At 43.6% G+C, this 18,775-nt stretch carries 19 protein-coding genes and 1 pseudogene; 13 read left to right on the top strand and 7 right to left on the bottom strand.

The features are described 5' to 3' along the window. Positions 1–191: 191 nt before the first annotated feature. Positions 192–1,244 (top strand): PTS sugar transporter subunit IIC, encoded by a 1,053-nt coding sequence (locus L4D76_RS21750; protein ID WP_428442972.1) that lies wholly within the window; start codon positions 192–194, stop codon positions 1,242–1,244. A 79-nt stretch (positions 1,245–1,323) separates the two neighbouring features. Here the strand turns inward: L4D76_RS21750 and L4D76_RS21745 are convergent, their stop codons facing one another. Next, positions 1,324–1,971, bottom strand: a complete 648-nt coding sequence (locus tag L4D76_RS21745) for a LysE family translocator (RefSeq protein WP_428442971.1) — start codon at positions 1,969–1,971, stop codon at positions 1,324–1,326. Positions 1,972–2,061: 90 nt separating this feature from the next. Next, a complete protein-coding gene (locus tag L4D76_RS21740; RefSeq protein WP_428442970.1) occupies positions 2,062–2,550 on the bottom strand; it encodes a hypothetical protein in 489 nt (162 codons plus the stop codon). Between the two features lie 313 nt (positions 2,551–2,863). On the opposite strand from L4D76_RS21740, the gene L4D76_RS21735 reads away from it, so the two are divergent. The 3 genes from L4D76_RS21735 (at position 2,864) to L4D76_RS21725 (ending at position 4,694) form a co-directional block, all read left to right on the top strand. Then, a complete protein-coding gene (locus tag L4D76_RS21735; protein WP_428442969.1) occupies positions 2,864–3,550 on the top strand; it encodes a chromosome segregation ATPase in 687 nt (228 codons plus the stop codon). An 83-nt stretch (positions 3,551–3,633) separates the two neighbouring features. Continuing rightward, positions 3,634–3,951 carry a cupin domain-containing protein gene (locus L4D76_RS21730; RefSeq protein WP_428442968.1) on the top strand — a complete coding sequence of 106 codons (318 nt, stop codon included), beginning with the start codon at positions 3,634–3,636 and terminating at the stop codon, positions 3,949–3,951. Between the two features lie 194 nt (positions 3,952–4,145). Then, a complete protein-coding gene (locus L4D76_RS21725) occupies positions 4,146–4,694 on the top strand; it encodes a hypothetical protein (protein WP_428442967.1) in 549 nt (182 codons plus the stop codon). Between the two features lie 200 nt (positions 4,695–4,894). Here the strand turns inward: L4D76_RS21725 and L4D76_RS21720 are convergent, their stop codons facing one another. Further along, complete coding sequence (locus tag L4D76_RS21720; RefSeq protein ID WP_428442966.1) at positions 4,895–6,394, bottom strand: NAD(P)-binding protein; 1,500 nt, start codon at positions 6,392–6,394, stop codon at positions 4,895–4,897. Positions 6,395–6,652: 258 nt separating this feature from the next. Here L4D76_RS21720 and L4D76_RS21715 point away from each other — a divergent pair, with 258 nt between their 5' ends. The 3 genes from L4D76_RS21715 (at position 6,653) to L4D76_RS21705 (ending at position 9,392) form a co-directional block, all read left to right on the top strand. Next, entirely contained in the window at positions 6,653–7,657 is a 1,005-nt protein-coding gene (locus L4D76_RS21715) for a response regulator (RefSeq protein ID WP_428442965.1), read from the top strand. A gap of 3 nt (positions 7,658–7,660) precedes the next feature. Further along, positions 7,661–8,101, top strand: a complete 441-nt coding sequence (locus L4D76_RS21710) for a PAS domain-containing protein (RefSeq protein WP_428442964.1) — start codon at positions 7,661–7,663, stop codon at positions 8,099–8,101. A gap of 298 nt (positions 8,102–8,399) precedes the next feature. Next, positions 8,400–9,392 (top strand): OmpA family protein, encoded by a 993-nt coding sequence (locus L4D76_RS21705; protein ID WP_428442963.1) that lies wholly within the window; start codon positions 8,400–8,402, stop codon positions 9,390–9,392. Between the two features lie 64 nt (positions 9,393–9,456). Here the strand turns inward: L4D76_RS21705 and L4D76_RS21700 are convergent, their stop codons facing one another. Continuing rightward, the gene (locus L4D76_RS21700) at positions 9,457–10,245 is read right to left on the bottom strand and encodes a M48 family metallopeptidase (protein ID WP_428442962.1); all 789 of its coding nucleotides are present in this window, start codon (positions 10,243–10,245) and stop codon (positions 9,457–9,459) included. Between the two features lie 233 nt (positions 10,246–10,478). Here L4D76_RS21700 and L4D76_RS21695 point away from each other — a divergent pair, with 233 nt between their 5' ends. From L4D76_RS21695 to L4D76_RS21675, 5 genes are all read left to right on the top strand, one after another. Continuing rightward, complete coding sequence (locus tag L4D76_RS21695) at positions 10,479–10,913, top strand: hotdog fold thioesterase (RefSeq protein ID WP_428442961.1); 435 nt, start codon at positions 10,479–10,481, stop codon at positions 10,911–10,913. A gap of 1 nt (position 10,914) precedes the next feature. Beyond that, positions 10,915–11,148 (top strand): DUF3389 domain-containing protein, encoded by a 234-nt coding sequence (locus tag L4D76_RS21690; protein WP_428442960.1) that lies wholly within the window; start codon positions 10,915–10,917, stop codon positions 11,146–11,148. Positions 11,149–11,623: 475 nt separating this feature from the next. Then, complete coding sequence (locus tag L4D76_RS21685; protein WP_428442959.1) at positions 11,624–12,517, top strand: phosphotransferase; 894 nt, start codon at positions 11,624–11,626, stop codon at positions 12,515–12,517. An 81-nt stretch (positions 12,518–12,598) separates the two neighbouring features. Then, a complete protein-coding gene (locus L4D76_RS21680) occupies positions 12,599–13,231 on the top strand; it encodes a putative ATP-dependent zinc protease (RefSeq protein ID WP_428442958.1) in 633 nt (210 codons plus the stop codon). A 715-nt stretch (positions 13,232–13,946) separates the two neighbouring features. Further along, positions 13,947–14,588, top strand: coding sequence for a helix-turn-helix transcriptional regulator (locus tag L4D76_RS21675; RefSeq protein ID WP_428442957.1), 642 nt, complete (start codon positions 13,947–13,949; stop codon positions 14,586–14,588). A gap of 74 nt (positions 14,589–14,662) precedes the next feature. On the opposite strand, the gene L4D76_RS21670 is transcribed toward L4D76_RS21675, so the two are convergent. Both L4D76_RS21670 and L4D76_RS21665 read right to left on the bottom strand, forming a co-directional pair. Then, positions 14,663–15,787 carry an aminotransferase gene (locus tag L4D76_RS21670; RefSeq protein WP_428442956.1) on the bottom strand — a complete coding sequence of 375 codons (1,125 nt, stop codon included), beginning with the start codon at positions 15,785–15,787 and terminating at the stop codon, positions 14,663–14,665. 46 nt (positions 15,788–15,833) lie between these two features. Continuing rightward, the gene (locus tag L4D76_RS21665; RefSeq protein WP_428442955.1) at positions 15,834–16,820 is read right to left on the bottom strand and encodes an ornithine cyclodeaminase family protein; all 987 of its coding nucleotides are present in this window, start codon (positions 16,818–16,820) and stop codon (positions 15,834–15,836) included. A gap of 166 nt (positions 16,821–16,986) precedes the next feature. Between L4D76_RS21665 and hisC the strand changes: the two genes are divergently transcribed. Beyond that, on the top strand, positions 16,987–18,048 hold the full coding sequence (hisC, locus tag L4D76_RS21660; RefSeq protein WP_428442954.1) for a histidinol-phosphate transaminase: 1,062 nt from the start codon (positions 16,987–16,989) through the stop codon (positions 18,046–18,048). Between the two features lie 559 nt (positions 18,049–18,607). Here the strand turns inward: hisC and L4D76_RS21655 are convergent. Further along, positions 18,608–18,775: pseudogene (locus L4D76_RS21655) on the bottom strand (IS5/IS1182 family transposase); the annotation flags it as partial.

Raw genomic sequence — 18,775 nt, 5'->3', positions numbered from 1 at the left:
TACCTCTTAGCCCGTTTACGGCAAACGTTCTCTTGAAGTCACTTGGGTATATAAAGCCAATTATCAGTAGAGGGGTTTTCATTCTCCGTGATTGCGCTAGAATCTGCAGCCTGTTTGTAACCATAAGCAAACAGAGACATTATCAGGGACAAAATGTTTAGAATACCGCTGCAGGATAACAGGTTGGAATAATGCAACTCACACACGACAGATTTCTCGCTTTCTTAGACAGAAAAGATATCGACTTTTCGATTAAAACCTACTTTGTGCATGCCATGAGTTTTATGGCATTAGGTTTATTCTCCTCATTACTTATTGGTTCTATCTTAAATACGCTGGGGTTAAAGCTGGGGATCCCGTTGTTTTCAGATACGCTATGGCCTATCGCGAAACAGATGACGGGGCCCGCTATTGGTGTCGCAATTGCTTACGCACTAAAAGCACCACCTTTGGTGCTTTTTTCCGCAACGACAGCGGGTGCGGCAGGGGCGGCGATGGGGGGGCCGGTTGGCGCATTCATTGCCACAATTGCCGCGACTGAATGTGGCAAACTGGTCGCCAATGAAACCAAAGTAGATATTCTGGTTACACCTGCTGTCACGGTTATTGTCGGGGTAGCCGTAGGCAGTTTAGTTGGACCACAGGTAGGCGCATTAATGACAGCGCTAGGCGATGTCATTATGTACACGACTCAGTTACAGCCGTTCATCATGGGAATGCTGGTGGCGGTACTGATGGGAATGGCATTAACACTGCCCATCAGTAGTGCGGCGATTGCTATTATGCTAAGTCTGAATGGGTTGGCGGCTGGTGCGGCTACTGTGGGCTGTTGTGCGCAGATGGTGGGCTTTGCGGTAATGAGTTTTCGTGAAAATCGTTGGGCAGGCGTGTTTGCCCAGGGGCTTGGCACGTCAATGCTGCAGATGCCAAATATCATCAAGAACCATAAGATTTGGCTTCCTCCCATTATTACGTCAGCTATTTTGGGGCCGATTGCCACGCTGGTTTTTTCTCTGGAAAATACACCACTAGGTGCGGGTATGGGAACATCAGGTCTGGTGGGGCAAATTCAGGCTTTCATTGCAATGGAAGCTGCGGGTAAAAGTGGCAGTGAAATCTATCTAGTGATCCTTCTTATGCACATCGTATTACCCGCCTTATTGACTTTCGGTATTGCAGAAATAATGCGGAAAGCGGGTTGGATCAAACCCGGAGATCTGACGCTGAACCTATCGTCACGCTAAATGAATCGGTAAAAACACGTATAAAAAAAGAACACGTGAGTGTTCTTTTTTATTGAAGAACGTTTTTAGCAAAGCCCAATCAAAGGCGGATGTTTTTGCTCAGCAACAATTGCAAGCCAAGCGCCACCATGACAAAGCCCGTTAACGACTGCAGCCATTGATTGGTTTTCGGTTTAGCTAACCAGTTCTTGGCTCTTTCAATTAACAGCGATAAAGAAGACTGCCACACCATTGCGAGTAAGAAATGAATCCCAGCCAGAATAAACGCCTGCGATATTGCAGAACCTTCCGGGTTAATAAACTGAGGTAAAAAGGCCAGGTAAAAGATAGCCGTTTTCGGATTCAATACATTGGATAAAAAGCCTTCCGAGAACGAACGTCGGAGGTTGAACTGATTCGATGAGCTCTGTTCGCCCCCGGAGATCCCCAGCGAGCCTGCTTTAAAACCACTTTTTAGGCTGCAAAAACCTAAATAAATCAGGTAAGCGGCTCCTGCAAACTTAATGGTCTGAAACAGCCATGCAGACTGAACAAGAATAAAAGAAATTCCAACAGCTGACAGGGTTGCGTGTACAAACAATCCGCTGCAAATACCAAAGCTACTGGTCACGCCATCTTTCCAGCCGCCACGGCTGGTATTTCTGATCACCAACACCGTGTCTAAACCGGGAGTGATCGTCAATACAGTAATAGCAACGACAAAAGTCATCCATTCTGAGATAGGCATAACATCAATTCCTTTTAATCCAACAAAATCCATACGATATTTTACATTATCAGCTCAGTTATTGATTGTCTTGTTGTTTATTCGCGCAGGCTATAACGGCTGATTTGCACATTTATAGAATGCTTCTGCTTGATTGCGATCAGCAATGAATGCAAGGGGATGTTCTATGCCCTCAACTTTTAGTAATGTTTTAAATCCGCCCTGCCTGAAATGATCAGAAAAGCGTTGTGTTGCTAATGCCGTTGTTTCAATCGTTGTCGAATAGATATTGATATCCGGTTTTAGCTCTTTATACAGTTCATGAGACACTGGAAATTGTGCATTCTTGTATGGTGTATCAGGGTTGAGTGAGAGCTGTTCCAGCACCCCTGAAGAAGGGACAGGAAGAGGTATGCGGTGATAAATCTGCACTTTTAGTTCAGTTTTCGGACTCGATAAGAAGAGCAGCACTATGTCCTTCTGGTACTTTTCTTCATTGATTGAAAGATGGCAATTTTGATCGCTTTGTTGGTGGCTGGAATTCTCAAGTAAGGGGATTGAGAAAGCAGATACAGTCAGAAATAACAGCTCCGTGATCATGCTGATACCTATATGTTCGTTATTACTTGAGGGCTTGTTATGAACATAGTTGGTTGGTGATGCTACAAATGTCTTAGACATTGGACATATTATTATTGAGACACCTGACGTGTTTTTGAAGGTACTTTCAAACAGAAATGATGAAATGATTAGCAGAGTGAGCTTGTTTTACCGTGTTTTACTTTAATTTTGATATAAACCTGACACAGAAGAGCTATCTTGCTGATATTATTCACATAACATCCTTATGGTCATTTCAACGAGTGTTGTTATGTTTCAGGGGCTGGTCATAACTTATCAAGAAGGTGTAGGCATGTTAAAAAAAGCGAAATCAATGAACATTACATCGTCATGGAAAGTGTCGTTGTTTGTGGGTTTAGTGCTAGGCTTGGTGCTTGCGTCAGCTTTCTGGAATCGTGACCAGGGGCCGAGCCAAGAAGATCATGAACTGTTAACACAAGAAAATGCGCAGTTAATAGAAGAGAATAAGTCGCTACAGAGTCGCTATGAAGAATTAGAAGCCCAAAAAACGTTAGAACTGGAGCAGCAGGGATCACAGTTAGAACAGAAAACGGCAGAGCTTGAACAGCAGAGAGCAAGTTACGAAGCTCAAATTGCTAAGCTGAAGCGGAAACAGAAGCAACTTTCAGTCACGACGAAAAAGTTAGATACCAAAGTGGTGGAATTGAAAACCACTACAGAAAAACAGAAGGTGGTGTTAACTCATTCTAAAGAGTTGTACCAACAACAGCTGGAGCTGCAAAAGCAAATTGTAAACGCTGAAGGCGAAGTTAAGAAAGCCAAATCAGTAGCCAAAGAATTTAAGAAGGTATGTGATGAATTCAAATCCGGAAAAAGCTGGAATTGGGTTTCGCAGGCAGATTGCGATAAGTATGAAGCCAAACTTGATCTTGTTGAAAGTAATGAAGCAGAGCTTAGTGCGCTGAATAAAGAGCTTGATGTACTGAATAGTAAAATTGAGATTGATCTGCCTAAGTAGGTTAGTCAAACAGTCAGATAACCAGGCGAGGTCAGACTCGCCTTTTTTACGGGTTTTGAGACCCAGAAGGTACGAAGGAAGTCATGGCCAACTTATTCAGTCAAATCCCGTCTACGTTACCGGAAGAGATATTTCAGGATCTGGTTAAAACCGATTCCGTAAGAATTGAGCGGATTATTTCCAGAGGGCACTCCACCCCTAGTGGCGATTGGTATGATCAAGAAGAGAATGAATGGGTGCTGGTGGTGAAAGGGGAAGCCAAACTATTGTTTGAAGAAGAAATGAAAGTCGTTCACCTCAACGAAGGTGATTATATTAATATCCCTGCTAATCAGCGTCATCAGGTTACCTGGACTTCACCGGATAAAGAAACTATTTGGTTAGCGGTATTTTATTCGTAATTTGAATTCGGTATCGATTTGGTATGCGGTGCTAGTATGAGTCCAGTTCGCTTTGTCAGTCTAGTGGCGTACACCTGCAGGTGTTAAACCACATTATTTGGGTACGGACCCTTGAATCTTGCGACTTTATGCATATCTATAGTAAGACATTGGTTGCAATGTTATTTACTAGCAAGACTACAAGGATGGTAAGTTTGGATTGGTTAATTAAATTTTCTTCGTGGAAGAAAGCAGGTGTATTACTTGGCTTGAACTTTGCGCTTCAAGCCATAATTCTACTAATAATGTACCCACTAATATCGACATCAATAGAACCTCTTGATGTGCAAGTCGGCCTTACTTCTGAGTCCATAAATTTCTTTCTTAGCGAAATTGGCTCGAGTGGCAGGAAGTATTATTATTTGAATGAAATAACAGTTGATATGCTTTTCCCATTAGTTTACTCGTTTGCATACTCTCTATTGCTTATTGAGCTAGTCAAATCATGTAAATTGATTAGTTCACCTCTAAAATACATTGCTCTACTACCGTTTGGTATTGGAATATCAGATGTAATAGAGAATGTTCATATTTTAGCGGCTATTCAGAGTTATCCGGAGCAAAGTGATTTTCTGATTAATAGTCTGTTCATTGCAAATATGTTTAAACATAGTTTAACCATGATTGTGTTATCAGCTGTTTTCATATTAATTTTCAGAGTAGTTGGGGTGAAGGTGAATCGCCGTTTAAAACAATCAAGGTGATGCCTTTTACTCGGCATTTTGGGTATGGAGTTCGGTGTGCTTGGTTGGTTTAGCGTGGCGCAACTTATGCTCGGCGTTAACTGGCTAAAGTGTATCGATGCCTAAGTAAAGATTGTAGCCGAATAAAGGGCGCTTTAAATGTAGCTATTGTTGTAAAAAGAGCTGAGTGATCAGCTCTTTTTATCGGATTTCAGTCTTAATCAGCTTTCAATGTTGGTTGGACGTGCGAGAGCTGCCGGATAGCCACGTAGCTTGGCTAATTGTTCAGCCTTTGAAATAACCTCATCAAGGCCGAGAGAATGAGTTACCGGGAAGCGTTCTTCTAAAGGGCAATCCCAATTAAGCTGCGTAGTGCTGATAAGCTGTTCATCGTAAAGCTGCTTTACAATGGAATCTGCCACAGACAAAGCGGATGATGCTTTTACGATTTCAGATCGTGCATAACGTTTACCGGCAAAAGAGACATCGGCTGCGCGTAATGACGGATCAAGCCCAGGTATTTGTTGGGCACCGAAAAGCGGATGTCCGCCGACTTGTGCTTCACCAAAGCTCGGCACAAATTGTGCCATATGCTTGATGGCTCGTTGAGTCCGAGACTCAACTTCATCCGTTGTCCATCCGGTAGTGAGTTTACGGATAAAACTTCTTTCTAACTGTGGCTGAGCACTTCTTGTGGTTGAACTCACCAACCCTTGTTTAAAGAGGGTAATCTCTTCCGTCATACCGTGTAGCTGGAAAAAGCCATCAGGGTAGGGGGTTAATTGCGCCATACCATTGGGGGTACCTCGCTCACCATGGAAGATGACTTCTGGCCAGACGCCTTCACAAGCAGGCCAGTGTGTGACATAAGCTGCTTTGAATTCAACCATACGATGACGTTTGAAAGTCGCTAAGTCATCAAGCGTGCCGGTTCTATAGCCACAAGCGTTAACCAGATAGTCGACGGTTGTCTCTTGAGTGACATAATCATCAATTGAATCATCATAACTTTGATGAGAAACAACCCAGCCTTTTTTAGAACAACTTTTCTGAATATCCGTGACTTTCGTACCGGTTTTCACCGTGCAAGAAGACAGTTGCTGTAATGCTAAAGAAGCGGTAGCTGCAATCCTGAAAATACTGAGTCCGTATTCCTGCACGATGACTACAGGGTATTTGAATTCATTAAGATTCAGGTTCTTAGCAACAGGGATCATCCAGTCATCAAGGGATTGCGGGTTTGTTGGGACCGTCTGAGTTGCTAATTTAACCAGTTCATCTTGTTGATACTGCTTGAAGTAATCGTCAGGGTGACCTAAAACTTCATTTCGCTTATCGTGAATAATTAATTCGTTATACGCTGTTTGTAACAGCTCCAGCCGATCGAGCAGTTTTTCGGGATCGCCGGGATCGCGTTCAGGAACGGCGATGACGGTGGGGCGAATATTCGCCGTATGCGGGTAAACACGAAGAGTTTCGATAGATTGATGAAGAAGAGTGAGACATTGTTCATCTGAAATTTCACGATAGAGGTTTCCACCAGCGTGCAAATGACAAATCGGAGGGCCATTGACTAGGCTTGCCCCCTCTTCAAACAGGGTGACGTTGATACCGAGTTCTGATAACCGTAGTGCCACCGTTGAACCTGCAACACCGCCGCCGACGATACCCACATGAAGATCCGAGATTTCGGGTGATGTATTGGAATCATTTACATTCATATTATGCTGGCAAATATCTATAGATCAAACATCTTAATATTAAGGCCTGCATTCTACTTTGCATGGGCGATGTTTTAAATAGTTTTGTGGTATAGCCCCTACTGGAATAAAAAAGAGAGGTTAATGTAAATAAATGCGCTACGGGCAAGACCGACTTTGACGCAACTGTTATTATCCTCTTATTGAGCAATGCAATAATTATGCAACTGAGCTAATAGCGTTAGCGCTCCTGAATGGTATGAAGCGCAAGGAACAAGTATGACAATTCCAATTTTAATTTGTGATGATTCGGCATTGGCCAGAAAGCAAATGGCGAGAGCATTACCCGCATCACTCAACGCTGATGTCACATTTGCTATTAATGGATTAGAAGCTATTGAGCTGCTAAAACAACAGACTTTTTCATTAATGTTTCTCGATTTAACCATGCCAGAGATGGATGGTTATCAGACCTTGCAGACGATTAAAGAGCACGGGTTGTCAATTAAGGTCATTGTTGTTTCTGGTGATATTCAGCCACAGGCGCAAGCACGAGTAAAAGATCTTGGTGCTGTGGCTTTTTTAAAAAAGCCGGTAGACAAAGCCTATCTTAAAACCCTGATTAAGGATTTATTACCATCTCCTGAGTTGTCACTCGATACGGTTATCCAGCGAGTGACTACCCCGGCACTACGCCGTCGAGATGTCTATTTGGAAGTTGCCAACGTTGCTATTGGCCGAGCAGCGGATTCACTGGCTCGCCATTTTAATGTATTCGTCAACTTACCCTTGCCGAATGTCAATGTGTTTGAAGTGAGTGAGCTTCATATGACCATGCGCCATCTGGCGAGCAATAGTACGATGTCGGGGATCTGTCAGGGGTTCAGCGGTGAAGGGATCGCCGGTGAAGCACTGGTCTTGTTGAGTGATTCCAGTGTTAATGATTTAACGTCATTGATGAAATATCCGGGCGAAAGTGAGTGCGACGTAGAATTAGAACTTTTGATGGATGTCAGTAATATTCTGGTGGGCTCATTTTTAAAAGGATTAGGTGAGCAGGCGGAAGTGAAGTTTTTCCAAAGTCATCCCGTGTTATTAGGAAAACACCTTCCTATCGAGTCCCTGATTGAGCACACATCCGGAAACTGGCGCAGGACTATGACGTTTGAAGTCAGTTATGGCATTGAAGGAACACAGATTAAGTGTGATTTGCTGCTGATGTTTGTTGATGAATCGCTGCCGCTGTTAGATAGCAAATTGTCTTACTTAATGGATGAGGACTAAACCATGTTTTCTTTACCTGCTGAATTTGAGCAATTTCACTGGATGGTCGATATGGTTCAGCATGTGGATGTGGGATTGGTCGTTTTAGACCGAGATTTTAACATCCATGTCTGGAATGGTTTCATGATCCATCACAGTGGCAAGCAAGCGCATGAAGTGATGGGCAAGACGGTCTTTGAAGTCTTTCCGGAAATCCCTCAAGACTGGTTTGAGGCCAAAACACGACCGGTGTTTGAACTGGGATGCAGAAGTTTTTTGATCTGGCGTCAGCGTCCTTACTTATTTAAGTGCCGTAATGTCCGTCCAATTACCCAACCAGCCCCTTTCATGTACCAGAACGTGACGCTGAATCCGATGTCATCACCCAAAGGGCAGATAGATTATCTGTTTATGGCGGTTGAAGACGCGACAGCGGAGGCGTTGGCAGAAGGCCGTTTGGCTTAGTGGTATTCACTTAAGACAAAAGTCACCCATAAAAAAGTCCATCATTGTATGGACTTTTTTGCGTTTTATGCTTTTGGTGCCGGCCTTGACAGGCTATTTGCTCGACTGAAAAGATAACGATGAATGCAATTGAACGATATTCAATATAGATTCGGTGAATGTTTTGTCGTATCGTGTCAATAACTTGACGTAGGTGTGAAAAATAAAAAAATAATCTTGTATAAATGCAAGATGGGTTCTACACACCTAGTGGTAAGGATAAAAAATAGCAGTGGCAAATAATAAAAAGGATAAATTTATGTCTAAAGTACATTACATACTTCCACTCGCATTACTTATTTCAGGTGTTGCTCACGCCGTAACGGATAACCCCTGGTATGTAGGTGCGCGTATTGGTGGCACACATTTCAATAATTTTGATGACGCATTGAAAGGTTCATCAAGTGATTTCGAGCAGGATGATTGGGGCGGAGGTGCCTTCCTGGGTTATAACATCACGCCGTGGTTCGCACTTGAAGGCGGTTACACCTATTTAGGGAAAGCTGACTACAAGCCAGCAGGTGGTGAGTTTGACGTGCAGGGTATTGATCTGTTGGGTAAGTTCGCCTGGGCGTTGACTGACTCATATGATCTGTACGCCAAAGCGGGTGGTTACGTTTATAACGCAGATAACAGCATCGAGGCGATTAAAGCTGATGAAGATGGTATTGCCGCGACAGTCGGTGTGGGTGTAGAGTATTTTTACAGTGATACCCTGTCTACTCGTTTAGAATATCAATATTATAATCAGGTTGGCGACAGCAAGCCCGGCACCGCTGATATTCATTTCTACGGCCTGAGCCTTGTTTATCACTGGGGTGCGCCGGCACCTGTAGCCGTTGTTGAGCCAGAACCTGAACCAGAGCCTGCACCAGTACCAGCAGTGGTTAAAGTGGAACCCATAACGGTGGCTCTGCCATTTGGTTTTGACAGTAATTCATTGTCACAGGAATATATTGATAAATTAGAGCCAATTGCACAACGCCTGGTGAATTTCCCAGAAACAGAGCTTTTTGTTATCGGCCATACGGATAGCCGCGGCTCAGAAGAGTACAACCAGAAACTGTCTGAAGAGCGTGCTGATGTTGTCGCCGGTTATCTTGCAACTCATTTCGGTATCGATCAGAGCCGATTTAAAGCCGAAGGTCAGGGTGAAGCTAAGCCGATCGCGAGTAACGATACTGAAGCTGGTCGTGCTCAAAACCGTCGGGTAGAAGTGTTTACACCTGGGTTTGAAGTACAGGGTGAATAATTGTTCTTTCAGTGAATAACGTCATCATTAAAAAAGCGCCCGCGGGCGCTTTTTTATTAACGGGCTATAAACGACAGTTTTGACGGGCTGGATTATAGGCTGGCAAACGGCTAATTTCTTTTTTCAAATCATCAATACGCGTTGAGTGTGATGGGTGAGTGGACAGTAGTTCAGGTGGTTGCCCGCCCGATGCCTTAGCCATATTTTGCCATAGTTCAACACTCTGGTTCGGATCGAACCCCGCCTCAGCCATCAAGCGCAACCCAATGATGTCAGATTCTGATTCTTGCGCTCGTCCATAGGGCATTAAGACGCCGTACTGTACGCCTAAACCGAGACCGGCCATTGCGGCACTATGATATTCAGTACCGCTGATCGCCATGCTTGAGATCTGCAGACCAATATCAGCTATCTGATTGCTAGATAAACGCTCATTACTGTGCTGCGCGATAACATGGCCTATTTCATGACCGATAACGGTGGCGAGTTGATCCTGATTTTTCGCGACCTCAAGCAGACCGGCATAGACCCCGATTTTTCCACCGGGCAAGGCAAATGCGTTGACTTGCTCACTGTCAAATACCACGACTTCCCATTGTCCGTAGCCAGATTGCGGATCTAGACGAGCTGTTATTGCGTTGGTTACACATTGCACATACTGGTTTGTTTTAGTGTCGGTATTAATCTTTTCTTGTTTTTTTAGTTCGTCAAAAGATTGCGCGCCCAACTGAGACATGTCGTTGGTTGAAAATAGTAGTACTTGTTGACGACCAGTCGGAGAACTGGAGCATGCCGAAATTGAAAGGACGGCAGTGATCAGGCCAGTTAAAAGTAGAGGGCGAATAGGGTTCATAAGAATGACTCCTTCCATTCCATTATAGATAATACTGGTGACTATTATGACCCGTGAGTAGAGTAATATGCTAGTGTAAAATTCTGTATTTAATCATTATTGATACTCATATATATCTTAATCAGCTCAAAATGCGAGGGCGTTGCTCATTGAGGTGCTAGGGGATTGAAAGGTAGATGGAAAAGTGATTGCGATGTTATGCTGTACCCGTTAACAAAGGTTTAGGTGACACTATGGCAATTTGGAAGAAACCGTTCACACTCGATAGCTTAAATTTGACGTCTAAAAATACGTTGGTAGAGCATTTAGGTATTGAATATTGTGCGTTTGATGATGATAGCTTAACGGCAACGATGCCCGTTGAGGCTCGTACTCACCAGCCTTTAGGCATGCTCCACGGTGGTGCCTCGGTAGTATTAGCGGAAACACTGGGTTCGCTCGCAGGTAATCTGTGTGTTGACGAAAACAAGTATTGTGTTGGCCTGGACATTAATGCAAACCATATACGACCAATGCGCAGCGGCATTGTGAAAGGAAGAACAACACCCATACATCTAGGAGCGAGCACGCAAGTCTGGCAAATAGAAATTACGGATGAACGCGATCGATTAGTTTGTACCAGCCGTATCACAATGGCAGTAATGAAACATAAAAAGATAGATTCATAGTATGGTGATCACATTTTCAGAAGGCAGAATTATTGCCAATCAACATGAATTGGTTGTACGTTTAGACGGAGTTTCACGAGCGACGTTGCAAGCTCAGGTTGATGAAATCACGCTGATTGGTGGTGCCAATGTTGTAACAGCAACGGGCAGCGGTATTAACTGGTCAGTTCGTTTAGATAATGAAGAGCAACTGGCAGAGCTGTCGCAAGAGATTGGGATTGCGATCAAGCACTAAAAGTAACAGATATTGAATAACAAGGTGCAGTAATACCAACGCCATTGGTATAGAGCACCTTGTATTTTTTTGTAGCGGTACATTACTCAGGATTTGTCATTGATCGTAACTATTATTTCCCCGTCAGTTAGACATGTACTGCTTAAATAAAGTATTCCCTATCAGCAACACTCTGTTTGGTAATAAAGACAAAATCGTACAAAGGAGCATGTCGAGTTATAAATTGAAATTACGCACATCAGTTGGAAATAAACGTATAGACACTATTTGGAATCATTTAAATGTTTATTGTGAGAGCGCAGACCCATAATTCACCCTTTTGACCCAAATTACTGGCTTTAAACTGCATTCTATTGCAGTCTTTAGCTTAAGGATAATGTTGAAAATATTGATATTTTAGATGCGTATTCTTGTGTGGTATATGTGAGTTGCAAACAGCATTGTATTGTCAGTATTAAAGAACAGAAGGATTGTTATGAATAAACCTCAGCTCAAGTTCATCGCCGAAAAGGCTTATAAAGCGATGTTTAGTCAGCAACCTGAACTGTGTAATATTCAAGAAACATTTTATGGCTGGGTTGTATTTCTTGTTTCTCCCAAAGGTAAAGTTGTCGTTAAGTTTTCCCGTGAATGTGGGAGAATAAGTAAAGAAATTGAAGGATTAAAACGATTAAAAAAAGCGTTTGATTGCCCGGTACCTGAAGTCTATTTGTTTGGTCGAGAAGAAGGCCACGATTATCTGATGATGGAATGGCTTGAGGGGATATCAGCTTATGAACTGCCAGATGATCCCAAGGCGCTGGAGATATTCAGAGAGCACTACACTGACATCTTGATTGCTTTACACGATTGTCAGAATACAAAAGGGTTTGAGATTGGTCGTGATGATTTTGACCCATGTTTAATCAATGCCTTTGATGCGTGGATGTATCCCGTTCTGCGTTATGTCTTGAGTTGCGAGTCACCATTTTCAAGTAAGCTGAAATCGGCTTACACCCAGTTATGGGAGAAAAGAGAAGAAATTTTATCGCCCATCAATACATCTTCTTCATTAGTACACGATGACTGCCACATCGCTAATGTCCTGTTTGACCCTAAAACATTTAAAGTTGCGGCTATATTAGATCCTTGTGATGTTGGCTATAAGCACAGAGAATTTGATATTTTTCATTTGTTTGATGTGAGGGAAGACCTTAAGTTAGCTGAACGCTATCAAGAAAAAGCCCCACTAACCGAAGGCTTTGAAACTAGGCGCTGGTTCCTCAGTTTGTGGGATGATGCTAAACACAGCCGTAATATGGGTTGGTATGATGAATCCTGGCTAGTGAATAAACTTGATCAGTTTAACATTGCGTATAAGCAAAGATAATTCTTTCTGGCTAATGATTTAACAACATATTATTGTTAAATCATAAGATGTTAAATGCAGATGCTTCAAAGGTGCGTCAGAATGAAAAAAATTGCTGCTGGTTTTTGTGCGTTACTGCTATTTGGTTGTGCACAGCAACAAGGCATTGAAGAACCGGAAACAAAACCAGATGCTGGTCAGGAAGTCGACATCAAGCCTGTTGAGCCGACGGTTCCGGAGATAACCGTACCGGAAGTAAAGACTGAATCGAAACCTGAGCTAAAGCCGGAAGTGAAGCCTGAGCCTAAACCTGAGGTTAAGCCAAAGCCAATACCCGTTGTGACCAAGACTAGTGACGGTAAATTGATCCTCGGTGCTGAAGAGTGGGTTTGGTTGGCACCGGTTAAACAACATGTGAAAGTGAAAGTCGATACAGGAAGCAAGCTTTCGACAATCGGCGTTTCAGATGTTCAAGAGTTCGAACGTGACAGCAAAGATTGGGTTAAGTTTACGGCAAGTGGTAAATCGCTTGAGTTGCCTGTCGAACGTTGGATTAAGAATAATGGCGATAAGCATCAAGCTGTCGTAAAACTTCGGATTAAATTGGGTGAGCTGAACGAGCTAACTGAATTTGTGCTGAAAAACGGTACGGGTATTGTGCTTGGTGAGAACTTTATCCGTGACGTTGCGGTATTTGATGGCAAGCGTAAATATGTACAGCCCAAAGTGAAGTAATAATCTCTTATTAAGTTAGAGCAAACAAGGCGGTTTATTACCGCCTTGTTTATTGGAGCCTGCTGATAGTTGATAAAAGAGGGGGTAGATGTTCTTACTCATACCCGATCTGTCAGTTTAGTCAGGCTTAACTTAATCTAATAAACCTACGCTCGAAAACTCCCAAGGCTGAGAAAAAGCCGGAGTTGGTTTGCTTGCAGCGCAAACCAACTCTGTTATCTTGAATTATCACTTGCAACAACGGGGCGTACCATACATTTTGCCCCTTTTTAGTTTAGGGCTTTCACTCATTCATATGTTATTAATGCTGATTTTCGATATAAAAGCTAATCTGATGAAAAAGGGCGATTGATTCGAGTACCGCTCGATTTAGTCCAATTGCTACGCTCATTAGTTTGTTAGTCAATTGAACACTTGATGTGCTCATCTATGTATACTTTTCTTGCGCGTGTATCATAATAATCAGTTTCGTATGTGTTTGGTGATATGCATGAAGATAGAAGTCTCTAGAGAAAAAGGTGATCACTAACAAAGTGAAAGGAGACCTGTGAAAAGTTGTCCAAGGATCTATTAGATAGAAGCTTAAAGGTATTTATCCTTCAGGTTAATACTATCCGAAAAGAAATCCCAGCCAATTGTGTGCCCTCTATACAATGCAAGCATAGGTAGGTAGTATGCCACTATGATTTTTGATTGTTGAGCTTTACCTGCTTAAATGAAACAGCAAGAAAAACCAAATAATGCTGAGTTATTATTACAACGTTACGCTTCTGTCGCTGACGGCATTGCACTGTTGTTTTCTGATTATGTTGAGGTCATCATTCATGATCTGGAAAGTCAGACTGTGGTATATATCGCCAACAACATCTCAAAACGGAAAGTCGGTGATCCGGCCGCGCTTGATGATGTCAATTTCGAGCAAACGGAAACCGTGATTGGGCCTTATGAGAAGCTCAACTGGGACGGTAAGACAATTTGCTCAACCAGTGTCGTGATCCGAGATGACGAGAATACTCCTATCGGTATGCTTTGTATTAATATGAATACGGCGCCGGTTGAAGCCGCCCGTGCAGCGCTAGATCTCCTCTTGCCGGTAAAAAATCTGATCCCACAACCAGAGAAGCTGTTTCATGATGACTGGCAAGAGAAGGCCAACAGTTTTATTCATGCGTGGCTGGCCAACAATCATCAGACGATCTCAGCCCTTTCCCGAACAGATAAACGCGTTCTTGTTGAAGCCTTATATAAAGAAGGGGCATTCAACGGCAAAAGCTCTGCAGACTATATCGCGAGTGTACTTAACATGGGACGTGCCACCGTCTTTAACTATTTACGCGAAATAAAGAAAAAGGGTTGACCGGGATTGCCCTCATCCAATACCAAGGTTTGGGTGAGAGCACCTTATCTGTCAACTCACAGCTTGACTGAAGGTTAGCCCTTGAGCTCAGCAAGAAATTCAGAGACTTTTGCCAGACCTTCTTCCAGCACCTGCGGGTTATTGGCATAACCGATACGTACATAGCCCTCCATTTCCAAAACACTGCCGGGTGTAAACATCACGCCTTTTGATTCTAGGAGTTTTACGCAGAATTCACGGGAAGGCATATCTACCTTATATTTCAGCAAGGCAATCGTGCCGGATTTGGGTTTGATGTAAGAAATCAAAGGTTCTTTGGCAACCCATGCATCCAGCATTGCGCGGTTGGTGTTACAGATGCGGCGGCTGCGATCGAGGATCGCATCACGACAATCCAATGCTATACAGGCAAAATGATCGTCAAGCATTCCGACGCTGATGGTGTTGTAGTCCCGGTGAATACAGACCGCCTTAATTACTTCGAGTGGCCCTGCTATCCAGCCAAGTCGCAAGCCAGCCAAAGAGAAGGACTTTGACATGCTGCTGGTGCTGATCCCTTTCTCATAGAGATCAGCGACCGAAGCCGTAAAGCCGTCGCCATGTTCATCGGTTCCTCGGTATACCTCGTCACAGAGCAAATAGGCATCACAGGCGCGAGCAATATCGACAATTTGTTTCAGGAATGCTTCGTCCATCAAGGCGCCCGTTGGGTTGTTCGGGTTATTTATGACTATCAGGCGTGTATTGTCTGTTGCAAGGTCTCTAAGCTCATTCAGATCAGGTAAAAATTGGTTCTCTTCTTGCAGCTTGAGAACCTGAACATCGGCACCGTAGCTCTCCGGAATAGAGTAATGTTGCTGGTAGGTAGGAATAACCGAAATGACCCTATCCCCCGGGGAAACCAAGGTTTCGTGAACCAGGGCATTGGCACCGATAGCGCCATGGGTGATCAGGATATTTTCACGCTTCTGCTGTTGATAGAGTGAGGTAATGTTATCGCGCAGCCGATCTGATCCTTCAATGGCCCCATAAGTCAGTTTCATCGGCAGTAATTCATCAATAATACTGTCACGCTTACCTGACATGTCCAGCAGCTGCTCTACGGTTAACGACTCAACACACGTTTCGGCAAGATTATAACGACATGTATTTTCGTAATCATTCATCCAAATTTCGACACCAAACTCTTTGATCTGCATAACCAATCCTTATTCTTTAATATTTTGCTAAGCGTTAATAATACATTTATTGCTGCTGTTGATTCGCCAGCAGCCAGATCCCATATGCCATGGCGACATCTTCCAATCCAAGCCCAATTGAGCGGAAAAAGACAGGCTTGTCATGATCTGGCAAGGAGCATGTCCCTGCAATCAGGTTGGGTAGATCACCCCGGATCTGTGACTTATCCCAACCATGTTGTGTCGCAGCAAGGTACATTTCCCCAGCACTGTCAGGCGTTGTCTGTTTGTAATCGCAATACACGTCGGCCTTATTGAGAAGCTCTGGCGGTACCTCATGAGCATTGACAGCATTGGTGCTGATAGAGGTAATAAGTGCTGATCGTTTAACGTCGTCTAAAGAAATAACAGGCAGGGCAGAAGAGGTACAGAGCATAATCACATCAGCCTCTTTCACACAATCGGTCGCTGAGCCTGCAATGTGGATCCGGGAGTCCATTGTCATCAATTTCGCTTGCAGCACCGTGTCATTGTTTAGCTCAGGCGCATATACCGTGATCGTCTGCCATTCACGAAGCCCTATGGCATGGCGAAGATGGGCCAGGCCAACACTACCTGCTCCCACCAATGCCAGATGGCGGCTTTTTTCTGGAGCCAGGTAATTTATCGCTAGTGCTGTTGTTCCCGCCGTTCTCTCAATCGTTAGTTGACCTGCTTCACACCACAATAAAGGCTGCCCTGTCTGCATCGACATCAGGTTAGTCCATGCTGTGATGATTGGCTGTTTGTCTGTGATCAAGTAGGGGGAGAGCTTTGCACCAAATACACCTTCGTCAGCCATCGCGCCAAGATAAGTAATGTAATCTCCCTTGTTATCTGGAAACGAGGTTAAGGTTTGCGGTGGCTGAACGGCGGTATTCTCTTCCAGTGCCAAGAACAGTGATTTCATCAGCTGTTGAACATCTAACTGAGGTAACAGATCACGAACTTCTTTGTCACTGAGGATCAATGGCTTAACTGTATGACTGATCGGGTTATTTTGATGACTTTGCATTATTTTTCTCACTATATCTTGCTGAAATACGCCTTAATATACTATTAAGTATAAGGTATACTTGTATGTATAAATTTGAGCTGCCCCATGTTTCTGTATCAGAGCCAGGTTCGGCATCCAATTTGCCCGCCAAGTAGGTAGCTTTATTCAATTTGGAGATGAAATAGTGAATTCATTAGCATCCAGGTTAGTGCCTGAAGCAGTCAAAAAGCTCATCCCTTACCAGTCAGCCCGCCGCATTGGCGGAACCGGCCATTTGTGGTTGAATGCCAATGAACTAGAGCAAAGTTGCCAATATGGCGAGCACCGGGGAAGTTACAACCGTTACCCGGACTTCCTCCCGTATGATCTTGCCAAAGCCTATAAAGAATACTGCGGTGTAAATAATGAAATTTTGGCCGTTCGTGGTGCTGATGAAGCGATTGATTTACTGGTTCGAACTTTCTGCCAGCCCGGCGTTGATCAGATCGTGGTATGTCCACCAACGTATGGAATGTACCCGTTCTGTGCTGACTCAATGGCGGTAAACACAGTGAAGGTTCCGCTGTTAGATAATTTTCAGCTGGACTTAAATGCAATAAAACAGAAGCTTGCAACAACAAACATTCTGTTTCTGTGCTCCCCCAATAACCCCACCGGTAACCTAATCCGACAACAAGATATAGTGACCTTGCTCGAAGCAGGCAAAGACTCGACATTAGTTGTGGTAGATGAGGCTTATATTGAGTTTGCCCCCGAGACCAGTGTCGTCAACCTGATTACCGATCATCCCAACCTAGTTGTGATCCGAACGCTGTCAAAAGCATTCGGGCTGGCGGCGATTCGATGTGGTTTCCTCATTGCTGAACCGAGCGTTATCGAGTATGTATCCAGGCTGATTGCACCATACCCAATCGCAGATCCCACAGCAGAAATTGCTCTGGATGCCTTGTCACCGCAAGGGGTTGAGCAAATGCGCATCCAGACAGACACATTAATTTCAACGCGTGAATGGTTTGCCCGGGAGCTCAAAACACTGCCTGTTGTTGATCAGGTTTACCCGTCATCAACCAATTTTGTATTAGTTCGTTTTAATCCATCGCGAAGTATTTATGAAAAGTTGATGAGCCACGGTATAGTTACTCGAGATCAAGCACACGAGCCAATGTTGCAGGACTGTGTAAGGATTTCCATTGGTACAAAGCGCAGTATGCTTGAAACATTAAATACGCTAAATAACCTTCAATAAATAAAAGGCCAATAGAAAGCCGCTCAAAAGAGCGGCTTAGTTCAACAATCTTGAAAAACACCGAGAGTATAAGGTTTCAAGATATTTTTCATAATCCGAGCATCACGAGTTAGGGCTTTGGCTCTAAATTATTTATGTCCCTCAATGGCTTAGAGTGATCCCTCTAAGTTGAATCTGCCCCTCAATGATTTAGAGCAAAAAGTCTAAGTGATTTCTGCCCCATTCCCACTTAGAGTGATTGCTCATTCGTATCCTGTTCATCTTGATTTGCAATACTAGTACTAATGTGGTGCTGGGGAGTGCTCCTTTAAGTCAGCAACGCTCACAAACTCCCAAAAGCAATCCAAAATGATCATTCTCAGGTGACTATCAAAGTTTAATACTTATTCACGACTTGATTGAAGAAAGACCGCTTGTGCGGCCTGTGAATTGAATTGTTGTGGTGCGGTATATGCGCGTTACGTTAAAGAGGCCATTTGTTACTCAGTAATTTAGGATTAGCTCAGGCGTTGTTGATCAAATCAGTTTCTAAGCGGATCTAGTTCTAATTAGCCGCATGCTATGCAATAGCTTTTCTTTCAGGCATACCTAGTCTTATGACTTTGTTTATAGCTTTTACATTGGCTAGGGCTTCGCCAACTTGACCGTTGTAACTACGGAGTGTCAATGTACCGTTGGTTAGTCCTTTGTATCTCGACATGGCAGTTTCTGAGAGCGATCTAAAATG

Origin of the sequence: Photobacterium sagamiensis, assembly GCF_050337085.1 — a bacterium.
In the GTDB taxonomy this organism is placed as follows: Bacteria; Pseudomonadota; Gammaproteobacteria; order Enterobacterales; family Vibrionaceae; genus Photobacterium; species Photobacterium sagamiensis.
This window is presented reverse-complemented; position numbering and strand designations above follow the sequence as displayed.